Annotated in this window: 19 protein-coding genes; 7 read left to right on the top strand and 12 right to left on the bottom strand. The window is 60.8% G+C overall.

Annotated elements, in window-relative coordinates; all coding sequences use genetic code 11:
• The first annotated feature begins 122 nt into the window (after positions 1–122).
• Entirely contained in the window at positions 123–2,864 is a 2,742-nt protein-coding gene (locus P0D96_RS02785; RefSeq protein WP_408311465.1) for an MGH1-like glycoside hydrolase domain-containing protein, read from the top strand.
• A gap of 99 nt (positions 2,865–2,963) precedes the next feature.
• Here P0D96_RS02785 and P0D96_RS02780 read toward each other — a convergent pair whose 3' ends face one another.
• From P0D96_RS02780 to P0D96_RS02755, 6 genes are all read right to left on the bottom strand, one after another.
• Positions 2,964–4,268, bottom strand: coding sequence for an MFS transporter (locus tag P0D96_RS02780; protein ID WP_408311462.1), 1,305 nt, complete (start codon positions 4,266–4,268; stop codon positions 2,964–2,966).
• An 84-nt stretch (positions 4,269–4,352) separates the two neighbouring features.
• The gene (locus tag P0D96_RS02775; protein ID WP_408311459.1) at positions 4,353–5,222 is read right to left on the bottom strand and encodes a class II aldolase/adducin family protein; all 870 of its coding nucleotides are present in this window, start codon (positions 5,220–5,222) and stop codon (positions 4,353–4,355) included.
• A 115-nt stretch (positions 5,223–5,337) separates the two neighbouring features.
• Positions 5,338–6,246 carry a LysR family transcriptional regulator gene (locus P0D96_RS02770; RefSeq protein WP_408176793.1) on the bottom strand — a complete coding sequence of 303 codons (909 nt, stop codon included), beginning with the start codon at positions 6,244–6,246 and terminating at the stop codon, positions 5,338–5,340.
• A gap of 137 nt (positions 6,247–6,383) precedes the next feature.
• The gene (locus P0D96_RS02765) at positions 6,384–7,139 is read right to left on the bottom strand and encodes a hypothetical protein (RefSeq protein WP_408311456.1); all 756 of its coding nucleotides are present in this window, start codon (positions 7,137–7,139) and stop codon (positions 6,384–6,386) included.
• A gap of 367 nt (positions 7,140–7,506) precedes the next feature.
• Positions 7,507–8,448: a PTS sugar transporter subunit IIA gene (locus tag P0D96_RS02760; RefSeq protein WP_408282415.1), complete on the bottom strand. Its 942-nt coding sequence runs from the start codon at positions 8,446–8,448 to the stop codon at positions 7,507–7,509.
• A 187-nt stretch (positions 8,449–8,635) separates the two neighbouring features.
• Positions 8,636–9,598 carry a GlxA family transcriptional regulator gene (locus tag P0D96_RS02755; protein ID WP_132374524.1) on the bottom strand — a complete coding sequence of 321 codons (963 nt, stop codon included), beginning with the start codon at positions 9,596–9,598 and terminating at the stop codon, positions 8,636–8,638.
• A 190-nt stretch (positions 9,599–9,788) separates the two neighbouring features.
• On the opposite strand from P0D96_RS02755, the gene P0D96_RS02750 reads away from it, so the two are divergent.
• The 4 genes from P0D96_RS02750 to P0D96_RS02735 all read left to right on the top strand — a co-directional run bounded on the left by P0D96_RS02750 (position 9,789) and on the right by P0D96_RS02735 (position 13,807).
• Positions 9,789–10,982, top strand: a complete 1,194-nt coding sequence (locus P0D96_RS02750) for an MFS transporter (RefSeq protein WP_408311453.1) — start codon at positions 9,789–9,791, stop codon at positions 10,980–10,982.
• Between the two features lie 466 nt (positions 10,983–11,448).
• Entirely contained in the window at positions 11,449–12,414 is a 966-nt protein-coding gene (locus tag P0D96_RS02745) for a hypothetical protein (protein ID WP_408311679.1), read from the top strand.
• 313 nt (positions 12,415–12,727) lie between these two features.
• On the top strand, positions 12,728–13,318 hold the full coding sequence (locus P0D96_RS02740) for a hypothetical protein (protein ID WP_408176787.1): 591 nt from the start codon (positions 12,728–12,730) through the stop codon (positions 13,316–13,318).
• Between the two features lie 285 nt (positions 13,319–13,603).
• Positions 13,604–13,807, top strand: coding sequence for a hypothetical protein (locus P0D96_RS02735; RefSeq protein WP_408311450.1), 204 nt, complete (start codon positions 13,604–13,606; stop codon positions 13,805–13,807).
• Between the two features lie 126 nt (positions 13,808–13,933).
• On the opposite strand, the gene dld is transcribed toward P0D96_RS02735, so the two are convergent.
• Positions 13,934–15,673: a D-lactate dehydrogenase gene (gene dld, locus P0D96_RS02730; RefSeq protein WP_408176785.1), complete on the bottom strand. Its 1,740-nt coding sequence runs from the start codon at positions 15,671–15,673 to the stop codon at positions 13,934–13,936.
• 155 nt (positions 15,674–15,828) lie between these two features.
• On the opposite strand from dld, the gene P0D96_RS02725 reads away from it, so the two are divergent.
• Positions 15,829–16,728, top strand: coding sequence for a LysR family transcriptional regulator (locus P0D96_RS02725; RefSeq protein WP_408311447.1), 900 nt, complete (start codon positions 15,829–15,831; stop codon positions 16,726–16,728).
• A 124-nt stretch (positions 16,729–16,852) separates the two neighbouring features.
• Here the strand turns inward: P0D96_RS02725 and P0D96_RS02720 are convergent, their stop codons facing one another.
• The 4 genes from P0D96_RS02720 to P0D96_RS02705 form a co-directional block, all read right to left on the bottom strand.
• Positions 16,853–17,323: a universal stress protein gene (locus tag P0D96_RS02720; RefSeq protein WP_132374518.1), complete on the bottom strand. Its 471-nt coding sequence runs from the start codon at positions 17,321–17,323 to the stop codon at positions 16,853–16,855.
• A 183-nt stretch (positions 17,324–17,506) separates the two neighbouring features.
• On the bottom strand, positions 17,507–19,012 hold the full coding sequence (gene glnA, locus P0D96_RS02715) for a type I glutamate--ammonia ligase (RefSeq protein WP_408311445.1): 1,506 nt from the start codon (positions 19,010–19,012) through the stop codon (positions 17,507–17,509).
• Positions 19,013–19,094: 82 nt separating this feature from the next.
• Positions 19,095–19,304, bottom strand: a complete 210-nt coding sequence (locus tag P0D96_RS02710) for a hypothetical protein (protein WP_132374516.1) — start codon at positions 19,302–19,304, stop codon at positions 19,095–19,097.
• Positions 19,305–19,366: 62 nt separating this feature from the next.
• Entirely contained in the window at positions 19,367–19,660 is a 294-nt protein-coding gene (locus P0D96_RS02705; RefSeq protein WP_408230695.1) for a GYD domain-containing protein, read from the bottom strand.
• A gap of 114 nt (positions 19,661–19,774) precedes the next feature.
• Between P0D96_RS02705 and P0D96_RS02700 the strand changes: the two genes are divergently transcribed.
• The gene (locus tag P0D96_RS02700) at positions 19,775–20,632 is read left to right on the top strand and encodes a c-type cytochrome (protein ID WP_408311441.1); all 858 of its coding nucleotides are present in this window, start codon (positions 19,775–19,777) and stop codon (positions 20,630–20,632) included.
• Positions 20,633–21,013: 381 nt separating this feature from the next.
• Here the strand turns inward: P0D96_RS02700 and P0D96_RS02695 are convergent, their stop codons facing one another.
• Positions 21,014–21,652 (bottom strand): septal ring lytic transglycosylase RlpA family protein, encoded by a 639-nt coding sequence (locus tag P0D96_RS02695; protein WP_408311438.1) that lies wholly within the window; start codon positions 21,650–21,652, stop codon positions 21,014–21,016.
• Positions 21,653–21,825 lie beyond the last annotated feature (173 nt).

The following is a 21,825-nucleotide window of genomic DNA, read 5'->3' as shown; positions in this document are numbered from 1 at the left end:
GTGTGTGATTCGCTTAAGTATGCAACACAGGGCTGGTCCGCGGTTCACGCGTTACAGCGCGATGGCGCCTATCATTACGGTACTGAACATGTCGGATGGTCGATGTCGGGTCGGGAGGTTCCATGCCACCGCTACGCGCAATCAATCTTCTCCAGTCGACGGAAGGTGTCCGGCTCCATGGTCCGGAGCGCGACCGCTGGCGCCGTTGGGGGCCTTATCTGAGCGAGCGGCAATGGGGCACTGTTCGCGAAGACTACAGCGAATATGGCACTGCCTGGGACTACTTTCCGCACGATCATGCGCGCAGCCGAATGTACCGCTGGGGTGAGGACGGCATTGCCGGATTCGGCAACGACCCGCTCGACTGGTGCGTGTCGCTCGCGCTCTGGAACGGGCGCGATCCGATCATCAAGGAACGGCTCTTCGGGCTGACGAATGAGCAGGGCAATCACGGCGAGGACGTCAAGGAGCTTTACTTCTATCTCGACGGCACACCGACGCATTCGTACATGAAGATGCTGTACAAGTATCCTCACGATGCGTACCCGTACCAGGATCTGATCGACGAAAACATGCGGCGCGGCGCCGATCAGCCCGAATATGAAATCCTCGATACGGGCGTGTTCGACGATAACCGCTACTTCGACGTCTGCGTCGAGTATGCGAAGCACACACCCGACGACATCGTGATGCGCGTCAGCGTCGAAAACCGCGCGGATCAGTGCGCGGTGCTTCATGTGTTGCCGCAATTCTGGGCGCGCAACAGATGGGCGTGGTCGGGCAAGCCCGGCAAGCCGTCGCTCACGCTTGAGTCGAACACCAAGGAAGGCGCTCGCGTCGTCGCGCACAGCCCCGCGCACGGAACGATGATCGTGACGGCGTCGGCGCAACAGCCGCTCGAGTGGATCTTCTGCGAAAACGAAACAAATGTGCGCCGTATTTTCGGCGCCGAAGGCGCGGGGCCGTTCAAGGACGGCTTCAATGACTACCTCGTCGACGGCGACGAGCTGGCAATCCGGCGCGACAAGGGCACCCGCGCCGCCGCGCATGTGTGCCTGCGCTTCGCGCCTCATGAGCGCTCGGTGCTGTACCTGCGCTGGCGTCCCGAATCGGCTGCGGATGCCGTGCCGCTCGACATGGAAGCGCTCTTCGCGCGCCGGCAGGCGGAAGCCGACGAATTCTATGCTGCGCTTCAGCACGACATCCCCGACGCGGATGCGCGGCTCGTGCAGCGCCAGGCGCTCGCCGGCATGCTGTGGACGAAGCAGTACTACCAGTTCGACGTGACGCGCTGGCACGACGGCGACCCCGGGCAACCGAATCCACCGGGAGCACGCAGGCACGGCCGCAACGCGGACTGGCGGCACATGTGCAATGGCGACATCGTGTCGATGCCCGACAAGTGGGAATACCCGTGGTACGCATCGTGGGATCTTGCATTTCATGCGGTCGCGTTCGCCGTGATCGATCCCGACTTCGCGAAGAAGCAATTGCTGCTGCTCGTGAAGGAACGCTATATGCATCCGAACGGGCAATTGCCGGCCTACGAGTGGGCGTTCGGCGATGCGAATCCGCCAGTTCATGCATGGGCCACATGGCGTGTGTACGAACTCGACCGCGAGGTGACCGGCGTCGGCGATCACGAATTTCTCGAAGTCATGTTCCACAAGTTGCTGCTCAACTTCTCGTGGTGGGTCAACCGCAAGGACGCCGAGGACCACAACATCTTTCAGGGCGGCTTTCTCGGGCTCGACAACGTGGGCATCTTCGACCGGTCTTCGCCGCTGCCCACCGGCGGCCGCATCGATCAGGCCGATGGCACGGCATGGATGGCCTCCTACGCGCTCGACCTGATGCAGATCGGACTCGAACTGGCGATGACGAACAGCGCGTACGTCGAAATCGCGGTGAAGTTCTTCGAGCACTTTCTGTACATCGCGGAAGCGGTCAGTTGCGGCGAAGGGTGCAGAACAGGGTTATGGGACGCACAAGACGAATTCTTCTACGACGTACTCCACCTGCCGGACGGCACCCGTGTGCCGATGCGCATTCGTTCGATCGTCGGGCTGATTCCGCTATTCGCCGTACACGTGCTCGAGGATCGCGTGTACGGCCATCTGCCGGGATTGCGCGAACGGCTGGCGTGGTTTCTCGATCATCGGCCGAATCTCGCCAGGCTGGTGTCGCGCTGGACCGAACCCGGCACGGGTAACACCACGCTGCTGTCGTTGTTGCGCGGACAGCGGATGACCGCGCTGCTGCGCCGCGCACTCGATGAAGCCGAGTTTCTCTCCGGGCACGGCGTGCGGGCGCTGTCCCGTGTGCATCGCGACGCACCTTATGTCTTCGACCATGATGGCGTGAACGTCTGCATTCAATACCAGCCGGCCGAATCGGACTCGCGCGTATTCGGCGGCAATTCGAACTGGCGTGGGCCGGTCTGGATACCGGTCAACTACCTGCTGATCGAATCGCTATATGAGTTCCATCGCTACTACGGCAATGAGTTTCGCGTCGAGTACCCGACCGGATCGGGCAAGCGTTTTTCGCTGAGTGAGATTGCCGACGACCTCGCACGGCGTGTCACCACGCTCTTTCTCAAAGATGCACAAGGCGTGCGGCCGGCGATGGCGGCCTATCCGATGCTGCAAGCCGACCCGCGGTCGCGGGATCTCATCCTGTTCCATGAGTACTTTCACGGCGACAACGGACGCGGCGTCGGCGCTTCGCATCAGACCGGCTGGAGCGGGCTCGTGGCGCTGCTCTTGCAGCCGCGCATGATGAAGCTGTCCCATGTTGCGGCTGATGTTGCGTCGGTGGAGGCGCCATTGGTGGAAGACACCGCACCGGCCATGGGCCGGTAGCGTTTGGGCCGCTAGAATCGGCGGCCACCAGCCGGAACGAAAGCTGGTGGCCGCCGCTGCAATCGACATCTCGGGCATTGCTGCCGCGCAAACTTGTCCTTAACGGTTGACCACGCTCCTCGGCATCGTCAGCACGATGGCGGCCGCCACGAGCAACGAGGCTGCCACGCAATACAGACCCATGTCGGTGCTGTGCGTCATATCCTTGATCCAGCCGACCAGATAGGGACTGACAAAGCCCGCCAGATTGCCGACCGAATTGATCAGCGCAATGCCCGCGGCCGCCGCCACGCCACCGAGGAATGCAGGCGGGATCGCCCAGAACTGGCACAGTGCACCAAGGATGCCGATCGTGGCGAACGTGAGGGACACGACAGCCAGCGCGACGCTGTGGGGCATCAGCGTGCTCGCCACCAGGCCGATTGCGCCGATCACGGCGGGCAGCGCCACATGCCAGCGCCGCTCCTTGCTCCGGTCCGAACTGCGTCCCAGCAGCACCATCGCGATGGCCGCGGCGCCGTAGGGGATCATCGTCAGCAGGCCGACGTTGAAAGCGTCGTTCACGCCCGAGGCCTTGATGAGCGTGGGCAGCCAGAAGCTGATGCCGTACAGGCCCATGATGATGCCGAAGTAGCACAGGCACAGCACCCACACTCGCCTGTTGGTGAATGCGCCGCTTGCGCTATGCACCTCGATGTGCCCTGACTCGTTCGCGAGCCCCTTCTCGAGCTGCGACTTTTCTTCAGCGCTCAGCCATTTCGCCGCGCTGATCTTGTCGTCGAGGTAAAACAGCACGGCAATGCCGCCGATAATGGAAGGCAGCGCTTCGAGCAGGAACAGCCAGCGCCAGCCCACCATGCCGCCCGTGCCGTTGAAGGTGTTCAGTATCCAGCCCGACAGCGGACCGCCAATGACGCCGGCAATTGGAATCCCCGTCATGAACATCGCGGTGATCTTTGCGCGGCGCGAGGACGGAAACCAGTAGGTCAGATAGAGGATGATGCCCGGAAAGAATCCGGCCTCAGCGACGCCGAGCAGGAAGCGCAGCACGTAGAAGGCGGTAGGCGTCTTCACGAAAATCATCGCGGCGGAAATCACGCCCCAGCTGAGCATGATTCGGGCGATCCATTTGCGCGCGCCGAAACGATGCAGCGCGATGTTGCTCGGCACTTCAAAGATGAAATAGCCGATAAAGAAAATACCCGCGCCCAGGCCGTAGATGGTTTCGCTGAACTTGAGGTCGGTCAGCATCTGCAGCTTGGCAAAGCCTACGTTGACCCGGTCCAGATAAGCGAAGACGTAACACATAAAGAGGAAAGGAATCAGCCGCCACGTCACCTTGGCGTAGGTCCGGTCCTCGGCGTTGGCTGGCGTGACGACATCGCCGTAAGCGGATTTCAACATCGTTGTCTCCTTGAATCGCCGCCGGCGCGCTTGACTGTCGCGCCAGTGCGGCTTGTTGTGTATGCGACGGCCTATGCTGGCCGTTCAGTCGAACATGTCCGGGCTGGTCTGCACGAGCTGGTCATAGATGGGCTGGAAATGCAGCCAGCCGATGTATTCGCTGCCGACATGTTCGCGGCTATAGCGCGAGCTGTGCTCCGGCACCATGACGGGTTTGATGCCGGTGGCCTCGACCAGCAACTGCTGCTGGCAGCAGCGCTCCAGCGCGATGAACCAGAACGCGGCGGCTTCGATGCTGTGGCGGCTCACCGTCAGCAGCCCGTGATTCTGGTGAATCGCCGCCTTGACGTTTTTGAAGTAGTCGGCAACCGACAGCCCGGCCTCTTCCTCGACCGCGACTGCGCCGGCCTCGTCCTTGATCACGATATGGTCTTCATAGAAGGCCGCGGCATCCTGGGTGATCGGGTCCAGCGGACGTCCGAGCGCCGCGAACGCGGTGCCGTAGACGGAGTGCGCATGGCACATCGCCACGATGTCGGGATTGGCTTCATGCACCGCGGCATGCAGCACGAAGCCGGCGCGGTTGAGCGCGTACCTGCCTTCGACGACTTTGCCGGTATGGTCGGCCAGGATCAGGTTGGAGAGCTTCACCTGGGAGAAATGCACGGCCATCGGATTGGTCCAGTACAACTCCGGGAACTCGGGATCACGCACGGTGAGGTGGCCGGCGAAACCGTAATCGAGATGGTGCAGCGCAAAGGCGCGGCATGCGGCCACGAGGCGTTCCTTGCGGTGCTGGCGCTCCTGCGCGAAGGACGAAAAGTCGGGCAGCTCGGGGAACTTCAGCCCTGCCTGCTTCGGCCGATAGATGGAATTGTTCGAAGGATGCGAAATCGTGCGGCGCAGTTCGGCCTGCTGCGCGCTGCTATCGATTTTTCCAGTGCCGGTGCTCATGGTGTCTCCTGTGTTGACGGTGATCGCATGCCGCTAACGATAAGGAAACACCCGGCGCCGATCTAGGCGCGCCGGGCAATAGGATTTATTACGCCGATATATAAATGCCGGGCGCCTAGGGCTTTTGCCAGGGCGGCTCGCGGAAGACTTCGACGAAATAGTCGATGAAAGCGCGGATGCGCGGCACCAGTTGGCGCTCGGGCAGATAGACGACATGGATCGCGGTGTCGTCCTTCGCCTGGTACTCCGAGAGGAGCGGCACCAGATCGCCTCGGCGGATCGCGGGCAAGGCAAGGTGGGCGGCGAGTCGCATGATGCCCACGCCGGCCACGCACAGCTGGAACAGGGTCGTGCCGTCGGTGCTGCGGAAACTACCCTGCACCACGACGCGTTCGAGCCTGCCGTTGATCATGAACGGCCACTGGTTCAGATGCTCGCGTGGCGACTCCCAGGTCAGGCAGGCGTGCCTGGACAGGCCGAGCGGCGTCACGGGCGTGCCGTGCGCGGCGAGATAGTCCGGCGAAGCGACGACGATTCGTTGCAGGTCGCAGAGCTTTCGGCTGCGCAAAGTGGAATCCTGCAGCCGGCCCATGCGGACCGCGACATCGAAGTTGTCCTCGATCAGGTTGACGTTGGAGTCCGACAGGGAAAAATGCACGCACAACTTCGGGTAGGACGACAGGAAACCGGGCAACGCGGGCACCAGTTGATCCATGCCAAACGCTTGAGGCACGCTGATGCGCAAGTTGCCGGTCGGCTCGCTGGAGCGGACCTGCGCTTCCGCTTCCTCCAGGCTATCGAGAATGTCGTTGCAGGACGAAAGAAAACGCTCGCCCTCATGGGTCAGCCGCTGCGTGCGCGTCGAACGATGCAGCAGTTGCACGCCGAGCCTGCGCTCGAGACTGTTGACGCTTTGACTGACAAAGGGCTGGCTGACCCCCAGAAGATTCGCCGCCGCGGTGAAGCCGCCGGCCTCCACGACCGCCTTGAAGACGCGCATCTCGAGCAATCTTTCATCTTTCATCTGTCGAATCCATGTGCAGCAACGGGCTGCACAATTTACCCGGTTTGGCTTCGATACCTTCCCTGTCCGCTATCTACGGATCGTGGAAAGCATGGCTCTTACTGAGGCTGATTCCATGGCCTGCGGCTTGCCAAACGTCACATCATGCCGCCGGCGGCAGTACTTGTGCTGCCGGCGCCGGACGAAGATGAGGACGCCGCTGTGAGCGGATGGGCGAGCCCCGCCGCTGATAGGAGCGCGACGGCGGCCTGATCGGGCATGCCGTTGGTGTCGATCGCGCCCGCTGCCGCCAGCGCGTCGAGATCGCTGTCGACGCCGGCTTGCCCAACATTAAACGGCGTCGTCAGAAACGCCGGCGCCGTCAGCGTGACACCGTAGCGCTGTTGCAGATTGGTGACGACCGCCGATTGCGCAGCAAGCACATCGGCCTGATTCGCTAGCACTTGCTGGAACTGTGCGTTACTCGGGAAGCCCGCAATCAGAGCGCTCTCGGTGGTGCCAAGTTGAGAAGCGAGATAGACCAGCATCAACTCGGTCTCTGGCGTCGTATTGAAGGTGCCGCCGGCAAATGCGAGCGAATGCAGGCTCGTGCCGCCGGAGGTCACGGTAAGGATGCAGGGCAGCGCGGCGTTGAACGTGAGGGTGTAGTGCCCACCGCCGTCCGACAGGGCGGAGCCCGAACCCTGAGCACAACTGACGCTGACCGCCGCGCTGGCGAGCGCCTTGCCGGTGGCGGCCGTCCCGGATAGCGTGACGTCGGGCACGCTATTTCCGCTGACACACCCGCCGAGGCTAATGCAGGTATTTCCGCCGCACGCGACGAGCGTTGCAAGCGAAGCCACGCAAATTGCAGCCACTGCCGGGCGAACGAAACACGCATAGTGAGTGTTCATGGTTGCCTGCCGTTGATAGATCGGGATCGGACAATCGGTTTCACGCAAAAGACCGGCGCTACGTTTTATTTTAGCGTCCGATGCCCCGAGGTCGTTGCAACCTCAATCAGATTCGCTGTGTTATCGGCTGGTGAACGAATACAAGGAGATCGACGCCGCTCGCGTGATCAGAGACATCGCGTCGGCGCGCTACCGCATGACAAGCCGGAAAGGACCTTCGAGACGAGGATCGCCTGGCGCAATACGCCGGCCTGATCTGATGGATTGCAGTCCGAGGACGAAGGCGCGGTTCAGGACACGGCGACGGCATAAACCGCGCCGGAATCAACCGGGTGTTCGGCAACCCGGAAGAGACCCGGGAACGATGCTAGCCGTGCGCGCGGACCCGTTTGCCCGCCGCACCGTCGTGACGGGCGGGATCGCCGTGCGAAATGCCGCGCTCCGCACGATCCGCCTCCTCGTAGCTTGCGAACAACTGGCACACGGCTCCCGCATCGAGACAGCCATGCAGCAGTTCGCGGAACCGATGGTCACAGAAGCGCTGCGCGACATCGGCCAGCAGCCGCAGGTGCGTGCTGTTTGCCCATTCCGGGACGAGCAGGACGACCACGTCGCTCACCGGTTTGCCATCGGGGGCATCGAACGGAATCGGCGTCGCGGGACGAACGTAAAAAGCCATGGCCTGGCGCAGCAATCGTATTTGACCGTGCGGCACGGCTACGCCCTGGCCGAGGCCTGTCGAGCCTAGCGCCTCACGTGCCGTGAGCCCTGCAGCCACGCCCGTTGCCGGTAACCCATAGTGCCGTTCGAAGAAACGGCCGAACTGCGCGAAAAGTGTCTCCCGGTCAGCCACGTCCAGGCCGAGCAGAACATGATGCGGTGTAAGCAGTTGCGCAAGGGTGTCCCCTTTTTCAACCGCTTCGATGCCGTTGGATGGCGAGTCGGCGCGCGGCTCGCCATCCATCAAATCCCGCCAGGCGTCCGTCGGCGCCTCGGGGATTTCAAGCAGCCGCCCCACCTCGGCGGCCGGCGCCAGATGCGCGAGCCGTTGAATCGCTCCGTTGACTGCGTCCTTGGGTAGATAGAGCGATAACCGCACGCGGCCCGTTCCGTGCAGCGGCGCGACACGAATGGTCCATTGCTGATCGCCGCAGTCTCGGATCAGCGCCTGGCGCAATGGCGTGGCGTGCTGGGCGTCCAGGGTGACCCGCATCATCACATTGCGGCCTGGCGCGGACCGCGAGCGGTCATGGGGCTGAGTTTTGCCGAGTCCAAGAAGAGTCCGTAGACCAACCAGCGCGCGACTCATGGCGGCTCCTGTGCATTGTCTGTCATCAGGTTAACCAAATCGCCGTTAACTTGCTGTAAATAATCGCTGCGACGCGCAAACAGATCAGAGCATCGTGGACAAGCATCGTTTTGCCGTTTCGCAGAAGCTGCGACCGAGTGCCGAGTGGCCTCATACAAACGCGAGGTTGACGGCAACGAGCGCACGGTTATTGATGGTCGCGCGCAGTCGGCCCACGGGTGTCCCTGCCGGAGCGACGGACCGCTTGGGGCGGTTGTCCAATGGTCCGCAGGAACGCGCGCCTCATTCGCTCCCGATCCGAGAAGCCGACTTCGTCTGCGATCACATCCAGAGATAAACGCCCTTTTTCCAGCAATAGCCTGGCGGCTTCCACTCGCAAATGTTCAACGGCTTTGGCGGGGGATTGGCCCGTTTCAGCACTGAACGCCCGACTGAACTGGCGTGGACTGAGGCCCGCGACGTCGGCTAATTCCTCGACGGTCAAGGCATTGCGCAGATTGGCGTTCGCATGGTCGATCGCTTTCTGGATCCGGTCGGATTTAGGCTCCAGGTCGAGCAACGTGGAGAACTGCGATTGCCCGCCGGCGCGGCGATGATAAACGACGAGCTTGCGGGCGACGGCGCGTGATACGTCCTGACCATGATCCTTCTCGATCATGGCGAGCGCCATGTCGATCGTGGCTGTCATGCCTGCCGACGTCCAGATCGGTCCGTCGACGATGAAAATCTGGTCCTCTTCGACGGCTATCTCGGGAAAACGGCACTGCAGATCGTGCGCGAAGCGCCAATGTGTCGTCGCTCGTCGACCGTCCAGCACCCCTGCTTCAGCCAGGATAAAAGCGCCCGTGCAGGGTGCCGCGATGCGCCGCGACGTACTCAGCGCGCGCCTGACGAAGGCTGTCAATGCGGCAGAGACGATGTCGATCTCGACGCCGGAGCCAAACATGACGGTGTCGAACGCGGCGTCGCTGAATGGCTGCGTTTCTACACGGATACCTGCCGAGGACAATACAAGGCCGCCCTCTTCAGACAGAACCGTCACCTGGTATGCCTGCTCTGCGAGCACGACGTTCGCCAGTTCAAAGGCGGTGACCGCCGCGAAGCCCATTAGATAGAAATTCGGGAATACAACGAAGCCGATCGTGTGCATAGCGTGCCGAGGTCATGTCCTGAATCGCTTGTATATATGACATTTGAGACATGGTCAACGACGCTTATTCTCTACCCATACCGCTCCGGCGCAAAAAGCCGGCCGGATGGACCCCGTGATCGCGTGCCAGTCCAAGCGCGACGCGCGTCTTCGGACTCAACCTCAAACCGCTTATCGCAAGAGCTTTCGTATGGACCGTCGACTACTGATACTGGCCGTGGGCATGTTCGCAATGGGTACCGACAACTTCGTAGTTGCCGGTATTCTTCCAGGCGTCGCTGCATCGCTGAATACATCCGTCAGCCTCGCCGGGCTGATGGTCACCTTTTACGCCTTGACTTACGCGTTGGCTGCCCCGGTCATGGCGGCTTTGGCGGGCGGCTGGCCGCGCAAGCTTCTGCTGGTTTCCGCGCTCGGTATCTTCGTCGCCGGCAACATGCTCAGCGCGGTCGCTACGGACTTGCACTGGGTTTTATTTAGCCGGGCTCTGTCGGGATTCGGCGCAGCTTTGTTCTCGCCTACTGCATTGGGCGTTGCTTCTGCGCTTGCCCCGCCCGAAAAACGCGGCCGAGCGTTGGCTGCGGTCACAGCCGGCTTGACGGGAGCGACAGCTCTCGGCTCGCCGATCGGCACGTTTATCGGCGGTTTCGGAAGCTGGAGAACGACTCTCTGGTTCGTCACCCTGCTCGGGGTCGTGGCGATGATCGGCGTCTGGACGATGCTGCCATCCGTTCCCCGGCCTGCATCTGTCAGGTTGCGAGAACGGCTTGCGCCGGTCCGCGATGTGCGGATCGCGCTCACCTTGCTCACTTCGCTATTCGCCTTTGGCGGGTTCCTCATGGTGTACACGTATGCGGGCGTGGTGCTGCAGCGTGTCACGCACGGCGACGGACGCATTCTCGCCGGGATGTTTTTGCTCTGGGGCGTGGCGGCGACGGCCGGGAACCTCTTATCCGGCCGCCTTGTGGACCGATTCAAGAGCCGCAACATCATCAATGCGATGCTGTGGCTTGCCATCATCAATTTTTGTGCGTTGCCGTGGACATCCGCGCATGCATTCAGCACTGCAGTTGCGCTCACGATCTGGGGCATATGCGGCTGGGGGCTCATCGTCCCGCAACAACATCGGCTCGTTCAGCTCTCGCCGGGCGTGGCACCCCTGCTGCTGGCCCTCAACAATACCGCGACATACATCGGGCTTGCCTGCTCCGGCGTGCTTGGCGGTGCAGTGCTCGAGTCGATCGGCGGGCAGTACCTGAGTCTGGTTGCGGCCGCGCTGATTGCGATCGCTTTCCTGTTCGCCGAAGCCGCGCATCATTGCATGAAACCGCCGTGCATACAGTACCGCGCGACGACCCATCGTCGCGAGACCGAGACCGTCTGATTCGCCGCGATCGTCGTCGATACCGAAGATCACGTCTTGACCACACCTGTTAAACAACATGGACAGTGACATGCAACGTCTCGACTACACCCAAGTTGCGTCAGCGCTCACTATCGCGATAGGGTTGATGAACATGTCCAACCGTCGATTCCGGCAAACTATTGCATCCACCGGTTGAATCCGCCCTCGCGGCAACGTATTGGCGTTTCGCTACAAGGCATAACGAATACATTCGCACGCAACGCGTCTGCGCCACAACGTAGATCAGGTACGTTCGCTAACACACATACTGGAGCATGTCGGTGCGGTAATTTCCGCGTGTCGTGCGTCTTGTTCACTGCATTCCTTTCTGCGGATATCGCTTCGGGTAGCGTAACCCGTCCCGAGAAGCTATCTTTCCAATACCCAGTCTGCCAAGGGCAGGATAGTGTCCACAATCCAAAGCGATAAGGACCGCATTACTGCCCTGTCGACACTTCTGATCGGCACCTTCCTCATCTTGTCTTCACCCGTAAGTGCACAGGAATTCTCGCTGCTGGCCGGCCCTCTCGTGAGTGACAGTGCAAACACCTATTCGTGGGACGCCACTTATCGCGAAGGCCTCGGCCGCTACGCCGCCTGGAGCTTTTCCTGGATCAACGAAGGTCACATTCCGCAGCACCATCGTGACGGCCAGACCGTGCAAGCCTGGGGGCGTCTGCCGTTGTGGAACGACCGGCTCGAGTTATCGGCCGGTACCGGGCCGTACCGATACTTCGACACAACCGCGGCTCAATCCGGCGGTGACTATTCGAACACGCACGGCTGGGGTCTCTTGTGGAGCGTACGCGCCGCATATTATTTCGATCGCCGGTGGATTGCGCAGGCGCAGTTGAATCACGTCCAGGTGTTTGGCGGTCCAGACACGACCGCGCTGCTGTTCGGCATCGGCTATCAACTCGAAGCCAAGGGCGAGCCCGGTCCACGACAGCGCCCGATACCACGGACAACGAACGTGACGAATAACGAAGTCACCGCGATGTTCGGCAAGACGATCCTGAACAGCGACAACTCCGAGTCGGCCAATGCCGGAAGTCTCGAATACCGGCGCGGGTTGTGGCGCTATGTGGATGTGACGGCCTCATACATCCACGAAGGAGGGAAAATCCAGTCGCGCCGCGACGGTATTGCCGCGCAATTTTGGGCGACCCGCGCTTTCTTCGACGATGAACTCACGCTGTCGATCGGCGTTGGGCCCTATGTCTCCATCACACAGAACGATGACCTTCCGCAAAACCGCACCGGCGACGGCCGCGTCTCGGCGCTCGTAGCCGTATCAGCGAGTTACCGGCTCGGCCAGCACTGGCTCACACGTATCACATGGAACCGCATCGTCACGCGCTACGACCGCGACACGGATCTGATCGAAGCCGGAGTAGGCTTGCGCTTTTGAGGCCTTGCCGGCCATCCCTCAAAGCAACCATGAGCCGCGTGAGAGATGTCCCGCCGAGATCTTCCGGGCAGAAACCATTGGCCTAAGGTCCTATTGCCAGGCGCCTGCCTCGCGACGATAGTTGATGAATGAGCGATCCTATAGGCCGCGCAACATGCAATGCCAGCTCACAGGACATGATTTGTGCCGCAAGGACGATTCACGTGTGTAGGCGAGCGCCTTCCCCGGGGGGCGCGTAATCCACACACGCAACGCGATCCGCGCACGGCCGGTCCGCTACCAACGAAGCCTTAGCGTCTCAAAGGAGCAGTTCATGACGAACGCAAAATTTCTCGTCATCGCCGCCTTGGTGGCCGTGGCGCCCGCGGCATGGGCACAGCAGGAAGCCGACACGCAAGTGACGAGAGCGCCTGGCTCGGTCACCATCAAGGGAACGAGGAGCGTGACGGCCACTGTGCAGGACATTGATCGCGAGACAAGAACTGTCCTGCTAAAGGGCAAAAACGGCAAGGTCGTCGAGGTGGAAGTCGGGGACGAGGCACGCAACTTTGACCAGCTCAAGGTTGGCGACATCGTCACAGTCGTTTACCGTGAAGCACTTAGCCTGAACCTGAAGAAAGGAGGCGACGGCATTAGTTCGGTCGAAGAGCGCCCGTCGATGGAGCGCGCACCCGCTGGCGGCAAGCCCGGCGGCACCGTAGGCCGGGAAGTGAAAATCGTGGCTAATGTCGTCGCCGTCAATCCAAAGAACAAGACCGTCACGTTGAAAGGTCCAAAGGGCAACACACTAGACCTGATAGTGCAAGACCCCGAACAGTTCGCCAACATCAAAAAGGGTGATCAGGTGGAGGCCCTGTACACCGAGGCCCTCGCGATATCCGTGGAGCCGGCGGTCAAGAAGTAGACACCCAAAGATTCATTACATCCTGCTCGCGCTGTTGTACTGGCCGCGGGCCGCCCCTGCCAACGCTCGCACGCGACGTTTCGACTCTCGTCGCTACTGCAGTGTTGGCGTGCGGGCAACTGAAATCACTTCAGGTGGCGGCCGTTAGCCCACCGCGCCTCACTCCGATGCCGTTGGATGGACAAGCCAGCGCAAACCCGCGCGATGGCACGACATATGCATTGTTCTTGCAAGCGTCCGGCCGCTCGTCCAGTCCTCATCCTCTACTCACCTAAGGAGCGCATCATGAAAGCACTAACGATCATGGACCTTTCCACGTCCATTGACCTGGACCGCGAGGCGATGGCCGAAGTTCACGGAGGCCGCATGAAGCTCATCGGCCAACATGCCAACGGCGCAATATTGACATCGGCCGACGGGGATCCCGTGGGCGTTTACGTCGACGGCGTGCTGCAGAATTCTGCTGGCGACGGCTATTACCACGTTTGATATGGCGCGGCGAGGCGCGCGGTCTGTGGCGCGCCCCATCGACAATTTCAGCCTTTCCGCCATCTCCTGCGAAATCAGCGTGCCGTGCAATGAAGCGCGCGGGCACTCCGCAATGGCAGTGTTCCGCTAGACCGCCGCTTCCCGATAATTCCGGAACTTCGACATCTGTCCGATTCCTGGGTTAAAGCAGTTGCAAGGATCGAGTTGCTGATAGAACGCCGCAAGCTGGGGCTTCGCGCGGTAAAGATGGCCGACGTTATGTTCCGCCGGATATTCGGCGCCGCGGCGGTCCAGCAGCGTCCACATCTTGTGTTCGACGTCGACGCAGTCGTTGCCCTTCTTGACGATGTAATCCTGATGGAACACGTGGCACAGGAAGTGGCCGTAGTACAACTTGATGGAGATCGATTCCTCGATGTCGGGCGGCAGCGTCTCGATCCAGTCGCGATCGTTGCGGCGCAGTGCGATATCGAGCGCAACGATGTCTTCCACCTCGCGGGTGTGCACGGCACGATAGCGAACCGCGGCGCCGGCGGCGGCGAAGCGATGCAGGAACGCTTTCCTGCCCTCCTCATCGGTGCATTCGAAATAACCACCCGTCGCCTTCGCAAAGTAGCCGGAGAGGAACGCGCGGGTTTCGTCGACGCTCTCAGCGGCGACCTTCAGCATGAGGTGATGCTCGTACTTGTCGCGGTACTGTTTCATTCGCGGCGGCAAATGGCTCGGGAACAGCCGGCTCGCGGCCTGCATGACGCGATCGGTGAAATGCGAAGGGAGAAAGCCGAGACGATCGAACAGCGCGTCGAAACGGCTCTTTAGTCCGAACAGCGCGGGGAGCCGCGACGTGCCGAGATAGTTGATCGCCAGAAAAGTATCCTTACCGTATTCTTCAGCGACGTCGAAAGCGTCCCGATGGAGATATTCGCCCGAGATCGGCAAGAATTTGAAGTCGTGCAGCGCGTGGCGGCGGATCTCGGTGAGTTCGTCGGGATGGTTTGTGCCGATATAGAACACCTTGGCGTTCTGTTCGATCGGAAACGTGTCGAGCCTCACTGCGAACACCATCAGCTTGCCAGCCGAGCCTGACGCTTCATAAAGACGCTGCGGGTCGGCATTGAAGCGCGCCGGCGTGTCGGCATCGACCTCACGCACATGGCTCGCGTAACCGTGATCCGACCCGGCGCCCACGTTGTGCCGGACATCGGAATCCGAGAACTCGCCGTGCTCGAGCCGGCCAAGCATATCCTCGGGCGTCTCACCGAGCTGAATCCCGAGATGGTTGACGAAGTGCAGCTTGCCCGTTTCATCGACCTGCGCAAATGCCGCCATTTCCGTATACGCCGGGCCACGCTGCACCAGTGCACCGCCCGAGTTGTTGCAGACACCACCAAATACCGACGCTCCGATGCAACTCGAGCCAATCACCGAGTGCGGCTCCCGGCCAAGAGGCTTCAGCGTTTTTTCCAGCTGGTCGAGCGTAGCGCCGGGCAGGCAGACGACCTGCTTGCCACCGTCGATCACAAACACCTTTTTCATACGGCTCGTGCTAACGATCACGATGTCGCGATCATAGTCGTCGCCATCGGGCGTCGAGCCGCCAGTGAGGCCCGTATTCGACGCCTGCGTGATCACGATCATGTTCGCCGCTACACATGCCTGCAGTACTTTCCATTGCTCGACGATCGTGCCTGGCCGGACCACCGCGAGCGCCGTGCCCCTGCCAAAACGAAAGCCGGTCCGGAAGCGGCGGGTTGCGGCGTCATCGGTCAACGTATGTTTCTTGCCGACGATGCTGCGTAACTCCGCGATCAACGTGTGAGCCACGTCGGGCCGGGCGGCTACCCATGGTGTGTGCGCTGCTGACATCGATTTCTCCTCGTGAGGCGTTGGGCGCGATGCGCGTCGCCTGGGTCCAGCGAATTCGGCTGCGACCTTTGAGCGCATCGGATTGACACGAAGGTTAAAATCAGTCCAGTCATTAGTCCAATATCTTAAAGTCGCTATTTGGAGACGAAAAACATATGGAATTTCGCCAATTGCGTTACTTCCTCGCGGTCGCCGAACACCTGCATTTCACCGATGCCGCGACTCATCTGGGCATCGCCCAGACACCGTTGAGCCAGCAGATCCTGAAGCTCGAACGGGAAATCGGCACGCCGCTGTTTATCCGTCATCCGCGTCGCGTCGAATTGACTGAGGCAGGACGACTCTTTCGCGAACGCGCGCGACGCATCGTCGAGGACGCGCAGCAGGCGTTCGTCGAGGTGCAGAACGCCGGACGCGGAGAGACCGGGCGGCTTTCGCTCGGTTTCGCGGGTTCGACGGTGTTTCATCCAGCGGTCGCGATGACCATGCAGCGCTACCGGCATGCGTATGAGCGCGTGTCGATCAGTTGCGAGGAGAGCAACAGTTCGCTGCTGCTGGATAAAGTCGCCGAGCGGCAGATCGATGCCGCCCTGGTGCGCATGCCGCTGAACTGCCGGGAGCTGATTGTCGAACCGCTCGTCGACGAAGACATGTTGGCGGTGTTGCCGGCGAATCATCGATTGAACCGGCGACGGCGCATCGATCTGGCGGATCTTGCAAACGATCCGTTCATCCTTTTTCCACGTCCCATTGGCCCGGATTTGTATGACTCGATCATCGGCGCCTGCCGCGAAGCCGGCTTCGCGCCTTCGATTGGCATGGAGTCGCCGCAGATCTCATCGGCGGCCAATCTCGTGGCGGCTGGATTCGGCGTTGCGGTGGTTCCCGCATCGATCCGGCAGATCCAGGTCGAAAGCGTGTCGTATCACGCGCTGCGGGGCAATCCGCTGTCGACGGGTATCGCGTTGATTCATCGGCAACGCGAAAAGTCCCCGACTGTATTGAACTTTGTGAGGATTTTACGGCAACAACGAGTCGCCGCCCGCAAGGGGTGACGGTACGGCGCCACACGAGTTAAGAACCGCTCCCGTGACGCGAATGCCGGATCCTATATAAGGATTCCGATTCAATTCATTCGTACACTTCCGGGCCGACGCACCCGTTCGGCTACGAGCCGGACTACCGCCCTGGATGCGCGCCGGCTGGCGTCGACTGCCGGACGACGAGAACCGGGATCTGACTGTGCGTCAGGACCTTCTGGGTCTCGCTGCCGAGCAAAAATGCCCGCATGCCACTTCGACCGTGCGACGCCATGACAATGAGATCGCAGTTCTGCTCTGCTGCAACGCTGATAATCGCCTCATAAGGATGGGCGCGGCTCGTGGCAACTATATTGCACTCGACACCGGCTTGCGCAGCGGCTTTTTTGATAACTTCCAGGTAGTCGTCCGCACGCTGTCGCGCGGCCTGAATGATTCGATCCTCGTTGTCCGCGATCATCTCCGTGCCATAAGCGAGGACATGAAACTCCGGAATGACATGGAGGCCCGTGACTTTGGCTCCGCTTTCCACGGCGAGCGTGACCGTCATCTGAATGGCGGCCTCGGAAAGCGTCGAGCCGTCGGTCGGCACCAGCAGATGCTTGAACATACGTTTCTCCCGCGCGACCCGGCCGGCTCGCGTTGAAATCCTGCGCGGCGCCTCTACCACCTGAACCCGGTGAACCTGAATCAGAGGCGGCCTCTTTGAGTATAGTCACCCTCGCCTCACAGGCACTGCGTATCGTCGAAACGAAGCCTGCCCGCCTCGATATGTCCGGTCCGAATGTTCAGTTTAAATATCGAAATAGAGGTAAAACTCCCAGGGATGCGGACGCAATTTGATCGGCTCGATCTCGTGTCTGCGCTTGTAGTCGATCCAGGTCTGCAGCACGTCGTCGGTGAAAACATCGCCTTTGCGCAGGAACGCAGTGTCGTCCTCCAGCGCTGCGAGCGCCGCGTCGAGCGAGCCCGGAACCTGGCGTATGTTGCGGGCTTCTTCGGGCGAAAGGTCGTAGATGTTGCGGTCGAGCGGGTCGCCCGGATCAGTCTTGTTCTCAATCCCGTCGAGACCGGCCATCAGCATCGCCGCGAAAGCAAGGTACGCATTGGCCGACGGGTCCGGACAGCGAAACTCGACGCGCCGCGCATTCGGCGAATCCGAGTACATCGGGATGCGCGCCGCTGCCGAACGGTTGCGCTGCGACATCGCGAGATTGACCGGCGCCTCGTAGCCCGGCACCAGACGCTTGTATGAATTGGTGGTCGGGGCGCAAAAAGCCATCAGCGCGGGCGCGTGTTGCAGCAAGCCGCCAATGTACCAGCGGCACAGGTCGGAAGTCAGCGCCCACCCGTTCGCGTCGTAAAAGAGATTCATGTCGTCTTTCCACAGGCTTTGGTGGCAATGCATACCGCTCGCGTTGTCGGCAAACAGCGGCTTCGGCATGAAAGTTGCCACTTTTCCGTGCCGGCGCGCGACGTTCTTGCAAACGTACTTGTAGATCATCACGTTGTCGGCCATGCGCGTGAGCGTGGCAAACCGCATGTCGATTTCGTTCTGGCCGGCAGTCGCTACCTCATGGTGGTGCACTTCGATCTGCACGCCGACCTGCTGCAGTGTCAACGCGATCTCCGAGCGGATTTCCTGCAGCGTGTCGTGAGGCGGAACCGGGAAATAGCCCTCCTTGTAGCGCTGTTTATAGCCGAGATTGCCGCCACCATACGCACCCTCGTCACGACCTGTATTCCAGTCGCCCTCGGACGACTCGACATAGTAAAAGCCGCAATGCTGGTCCTGACCGAAGCGGATCGAGTCGAAGATGAAGAACTCGAGTTCGGGTCCGACATAGCAAGTGGTCGCAATGCCGGTTTGGCGTAGATAGTTTTCCGCCTTTTTCGCCACAAAGCGCGGATCGCGTGAATAGGGCTGCTGCAAAATCGGGTCGACGACGTCGCAGATGATCGACAGAGTCGGCGTGTCATAAACCGGATCGACAAAAGCGGTCGCCGGATCGGGTCTGAGCAGCATGTCCGATTCGTGGATCTCCTGAAAGCCGCGGATCGACGAGCCGTCAAAGCCGATGCCGGCGTCGAACAGGTCCGGGTGAACCTCAGGCAGCGTGATCGAGAAGTGCTGCCAGAGTCCGGGTAAGTCGGTGAACTTCAAATCGACGATCTGGATATTCTTTTGCCGCACCAGGTCGATCACATCGTTCGCGCTTGCTGGCCGATCGACGTGGAAGCGACCTGCTTCGACAGACACCGTGGGAGGCGATGCCGCAGCTTGTGGCGTGGTGGACATTGGCTTCCTCCTCTCGCGGCCCTCTGCCTTTGGTCCAACTTTAGTCTGTCCGCGAGCGAAGACAAGGCGCCTGCCCGCCTCGCTACCGGTCTTCCGTCAGCCCCTTCAGATAGGCTTCGCCGGCGTCCTGAGCCGCAGCGCGCATGGCGAATGTGTCGTCCGAAACCATCGACCGTTTGACCTTTTGTGCCCCGAAGTCGACCAGCGTAATGACCCAGACAAACTCGCCGGCCTGCTCGGCCGTTTGAACGAATGCACGGACGTCTTCGCTGTCGTTTGCTTTTGCGTTCATTGTGATCTCCTGAGAAAGAGTCGCGGAAAGAGAACGGCTCACGTGTCAGATGACTGCTCGTTTTATGGAAGTTTGCCGATAATCGCGCTGCATTCGTCCTTCGTGAACGCACGCAGCGTTTGCGTGCGGACATTGCCTGCCGACCCCAACGCGTAGCCGAATGCCGCGAAGCTTTGCTCATCCGGTGCGTCGATGAGCGTGACGATGTCGTATTTGCCTACCGTCCAGTAGATCTCTTTCATTTCACAGCCAAAGGTCTTGGCCAACTCCGCCGCCTGACCGGCCCGTTGCGGGCTGTTTTTGATGTTGCGTATGCCCTGATCGGTGAATTGCGCAAGAACCACATAGGTCGCCATGACGATTCTCCTTACGATTAGTACGAATCGCGTTGTATACGCGCAAGCTCGACCGCGAACGCGACTGCGGTCGTGTTGCCCGAAAGCGTTCTGCGCGTAACCTGATTCTATGCAATGGAATCGCGCGCCACTGGCTGTTTGGCTTTATGGGCAGTCGAGCGACGCGTGAGGGCGGCAGACAGGCCCATCGCCTTAGATAACAAATCCGTAATTCTTTCGTCGCTCGCTGGTCAGAATCATTTCCGCAGAATCGCCTCACAGCGTCGTTCACCGGACGCTTGTCCGGAGGATATCGGGAAGACCATGATGATCAGTTCACGTTCTACCAACATGCTGCGCAACGGCTTGCGTTCGCTTTCGATTGCCGCGCTCGTCGCTTTCGCCGGCACCTGTCATGCACAGTCCGCAGTGAATGCGCAAGGTATGGCCGCGGGGGCGACGGCGCCCTCCATCGCAACGTGTGTGGCGTGCCACGGCGCCTTGGGTGCCGGAACCGCCACCGGTGGGCCGCGGCTTGCCGGCAAGAATGCGGATTATCTCGCGCATGCATTGTCAATGTTCAAGGCGGGCAGCCGTGCAAGTTCTGTCATGCAGACGGTCGCACTCAATCTTTCCGATAGCGAAATACACGAACTCGCCAACTTTTTTTCCAGGCAGAATCCACCCCTTGCCGAAGGCACGCCGCCGCAGCAGAGTCTGGTGATCGCCGGAAAGCAGCTCGCCGAGATGGGTGCGGGATCCAACGTTCCCGCCTGTTTCAGCTGTCACGGGGCCGGCGGTAAAGGCAATGGCGCGCGCTTTCCAGGCATCGCGGGTGAACCGGCGGCATTTGTCGTTGCGCGTCTACACGAATTTCAGGCCCGCGCGAAGGGGAAACCGCCGGCGCCGGGAACAATGACAGCCGTCGCGGCGACGTTGAACGACACGCAGATCGAAGAGGCCGCGGCTTACCTTTCGGTGACCAGACCTTGAAGATCGACAGCAGGCCTGTAGCGTTCGCGAAGCAAATCCCCTACCGCAACCCGTTCCTGTTGTGTCGAGCACGTATGCGATCTACTGTGTGGAGTCACGTCGCGGTCATATCGAGTCTGGCGATGATGCTCGCCGGCTGCGCCGCGACTGGTGGCGATTCGAATCTGAGTGCGGCGGGGATCCCGCAGCTGCCTCAATCGTATCCCTGCCAGAGCTTGCATGTTAAGTCGATGAGTTGCCCACCCGCATAACGCGGCACCAACCGCGCGCCATCTCCCGGCATTGCGTCGATGCGGGCAAACGTCCGCTCACGAAGCCTTCTGACAAGCCGAACGATGGGAAGCGTCCGTTGTCATCGCGCAGTCCATTCAATGCAAGGATTCAACGCAAGGAATGGCTATCCTGCAACTCTGCCGACGTCCTGCCGCGCTCGCTTTCCTGTACACCTGCGCCCGGCTTCACGCTACCGTCGGCCTGCGGAACTTCCACCGGCTTGACCTCGACGGGGGCCACGCCATCTTTTTTCAACCCGAGCTTATCCGCAGTCTTGGGCGACAGGTCGACGATTCGACCCTTGACATAGGGACCGCGATCCCTGATTTCGACCACCTCGCTGTTACCGTTTTTCAGATTCGTGACCCGGGCCTTGGTGCCAAGCGGTAGCGTCTTGCTTGCGGCGGCATTGGATTGCGGATTCATCGGCGTACCGTCGGCCATCTCCTTCTTATAGAACTCCCGCCCGTAATACGAGGCCTTGCCCTTGCGGGACTTGCCGGAGCGATCGAGATGGCTGTGCTGAGCTGCCTTGGCGCTCGGCGTGCTCGCCGGGCTGGCATCGGCGGATACTGATTTTTGCGCCGGAAGCGCCGTGCTCAGGAAGCACGACAAGGCCACGAACAGAAGCGCTCGAGCCTTGCATAGCGGCGCGCGAGGTATCCGCCGCGTTTTCGCACGCATCAATTCCGGTTCGAGACGTGGGCCGGAAAGCCGGCTCTCTGTGGTATGAAGTTTGTTTTCCATTTGCGCTCCTCTTCACCGTGTGAAGGCAGCGGGCACCCACTTCAGCAAGAAAGACACGTAAATCAGGGTGTAGTCGGGCTTCTGGAAAAGCCTCTCACGCCACGCTTGGGGGGTGTCCGTATGGTTCAGTCCGACGTCCGTGCGTTCACTCCACTCGCCGCCGGGCGAGTGCA

The organism is Paraburkholderia sp. RL17-347-BIC-D, assembly GCF_046027915.1.
GTDB lineage: Bacteria > Pseudomonadota > Gammaproteobacteria > Burkholderiales > Burkholderiaceae > Paraburkholderia.
Note: the sequence above shows the minus strand (reverse complement) of the source record. Positions and strands in the feature narration are given on the sequence as shown.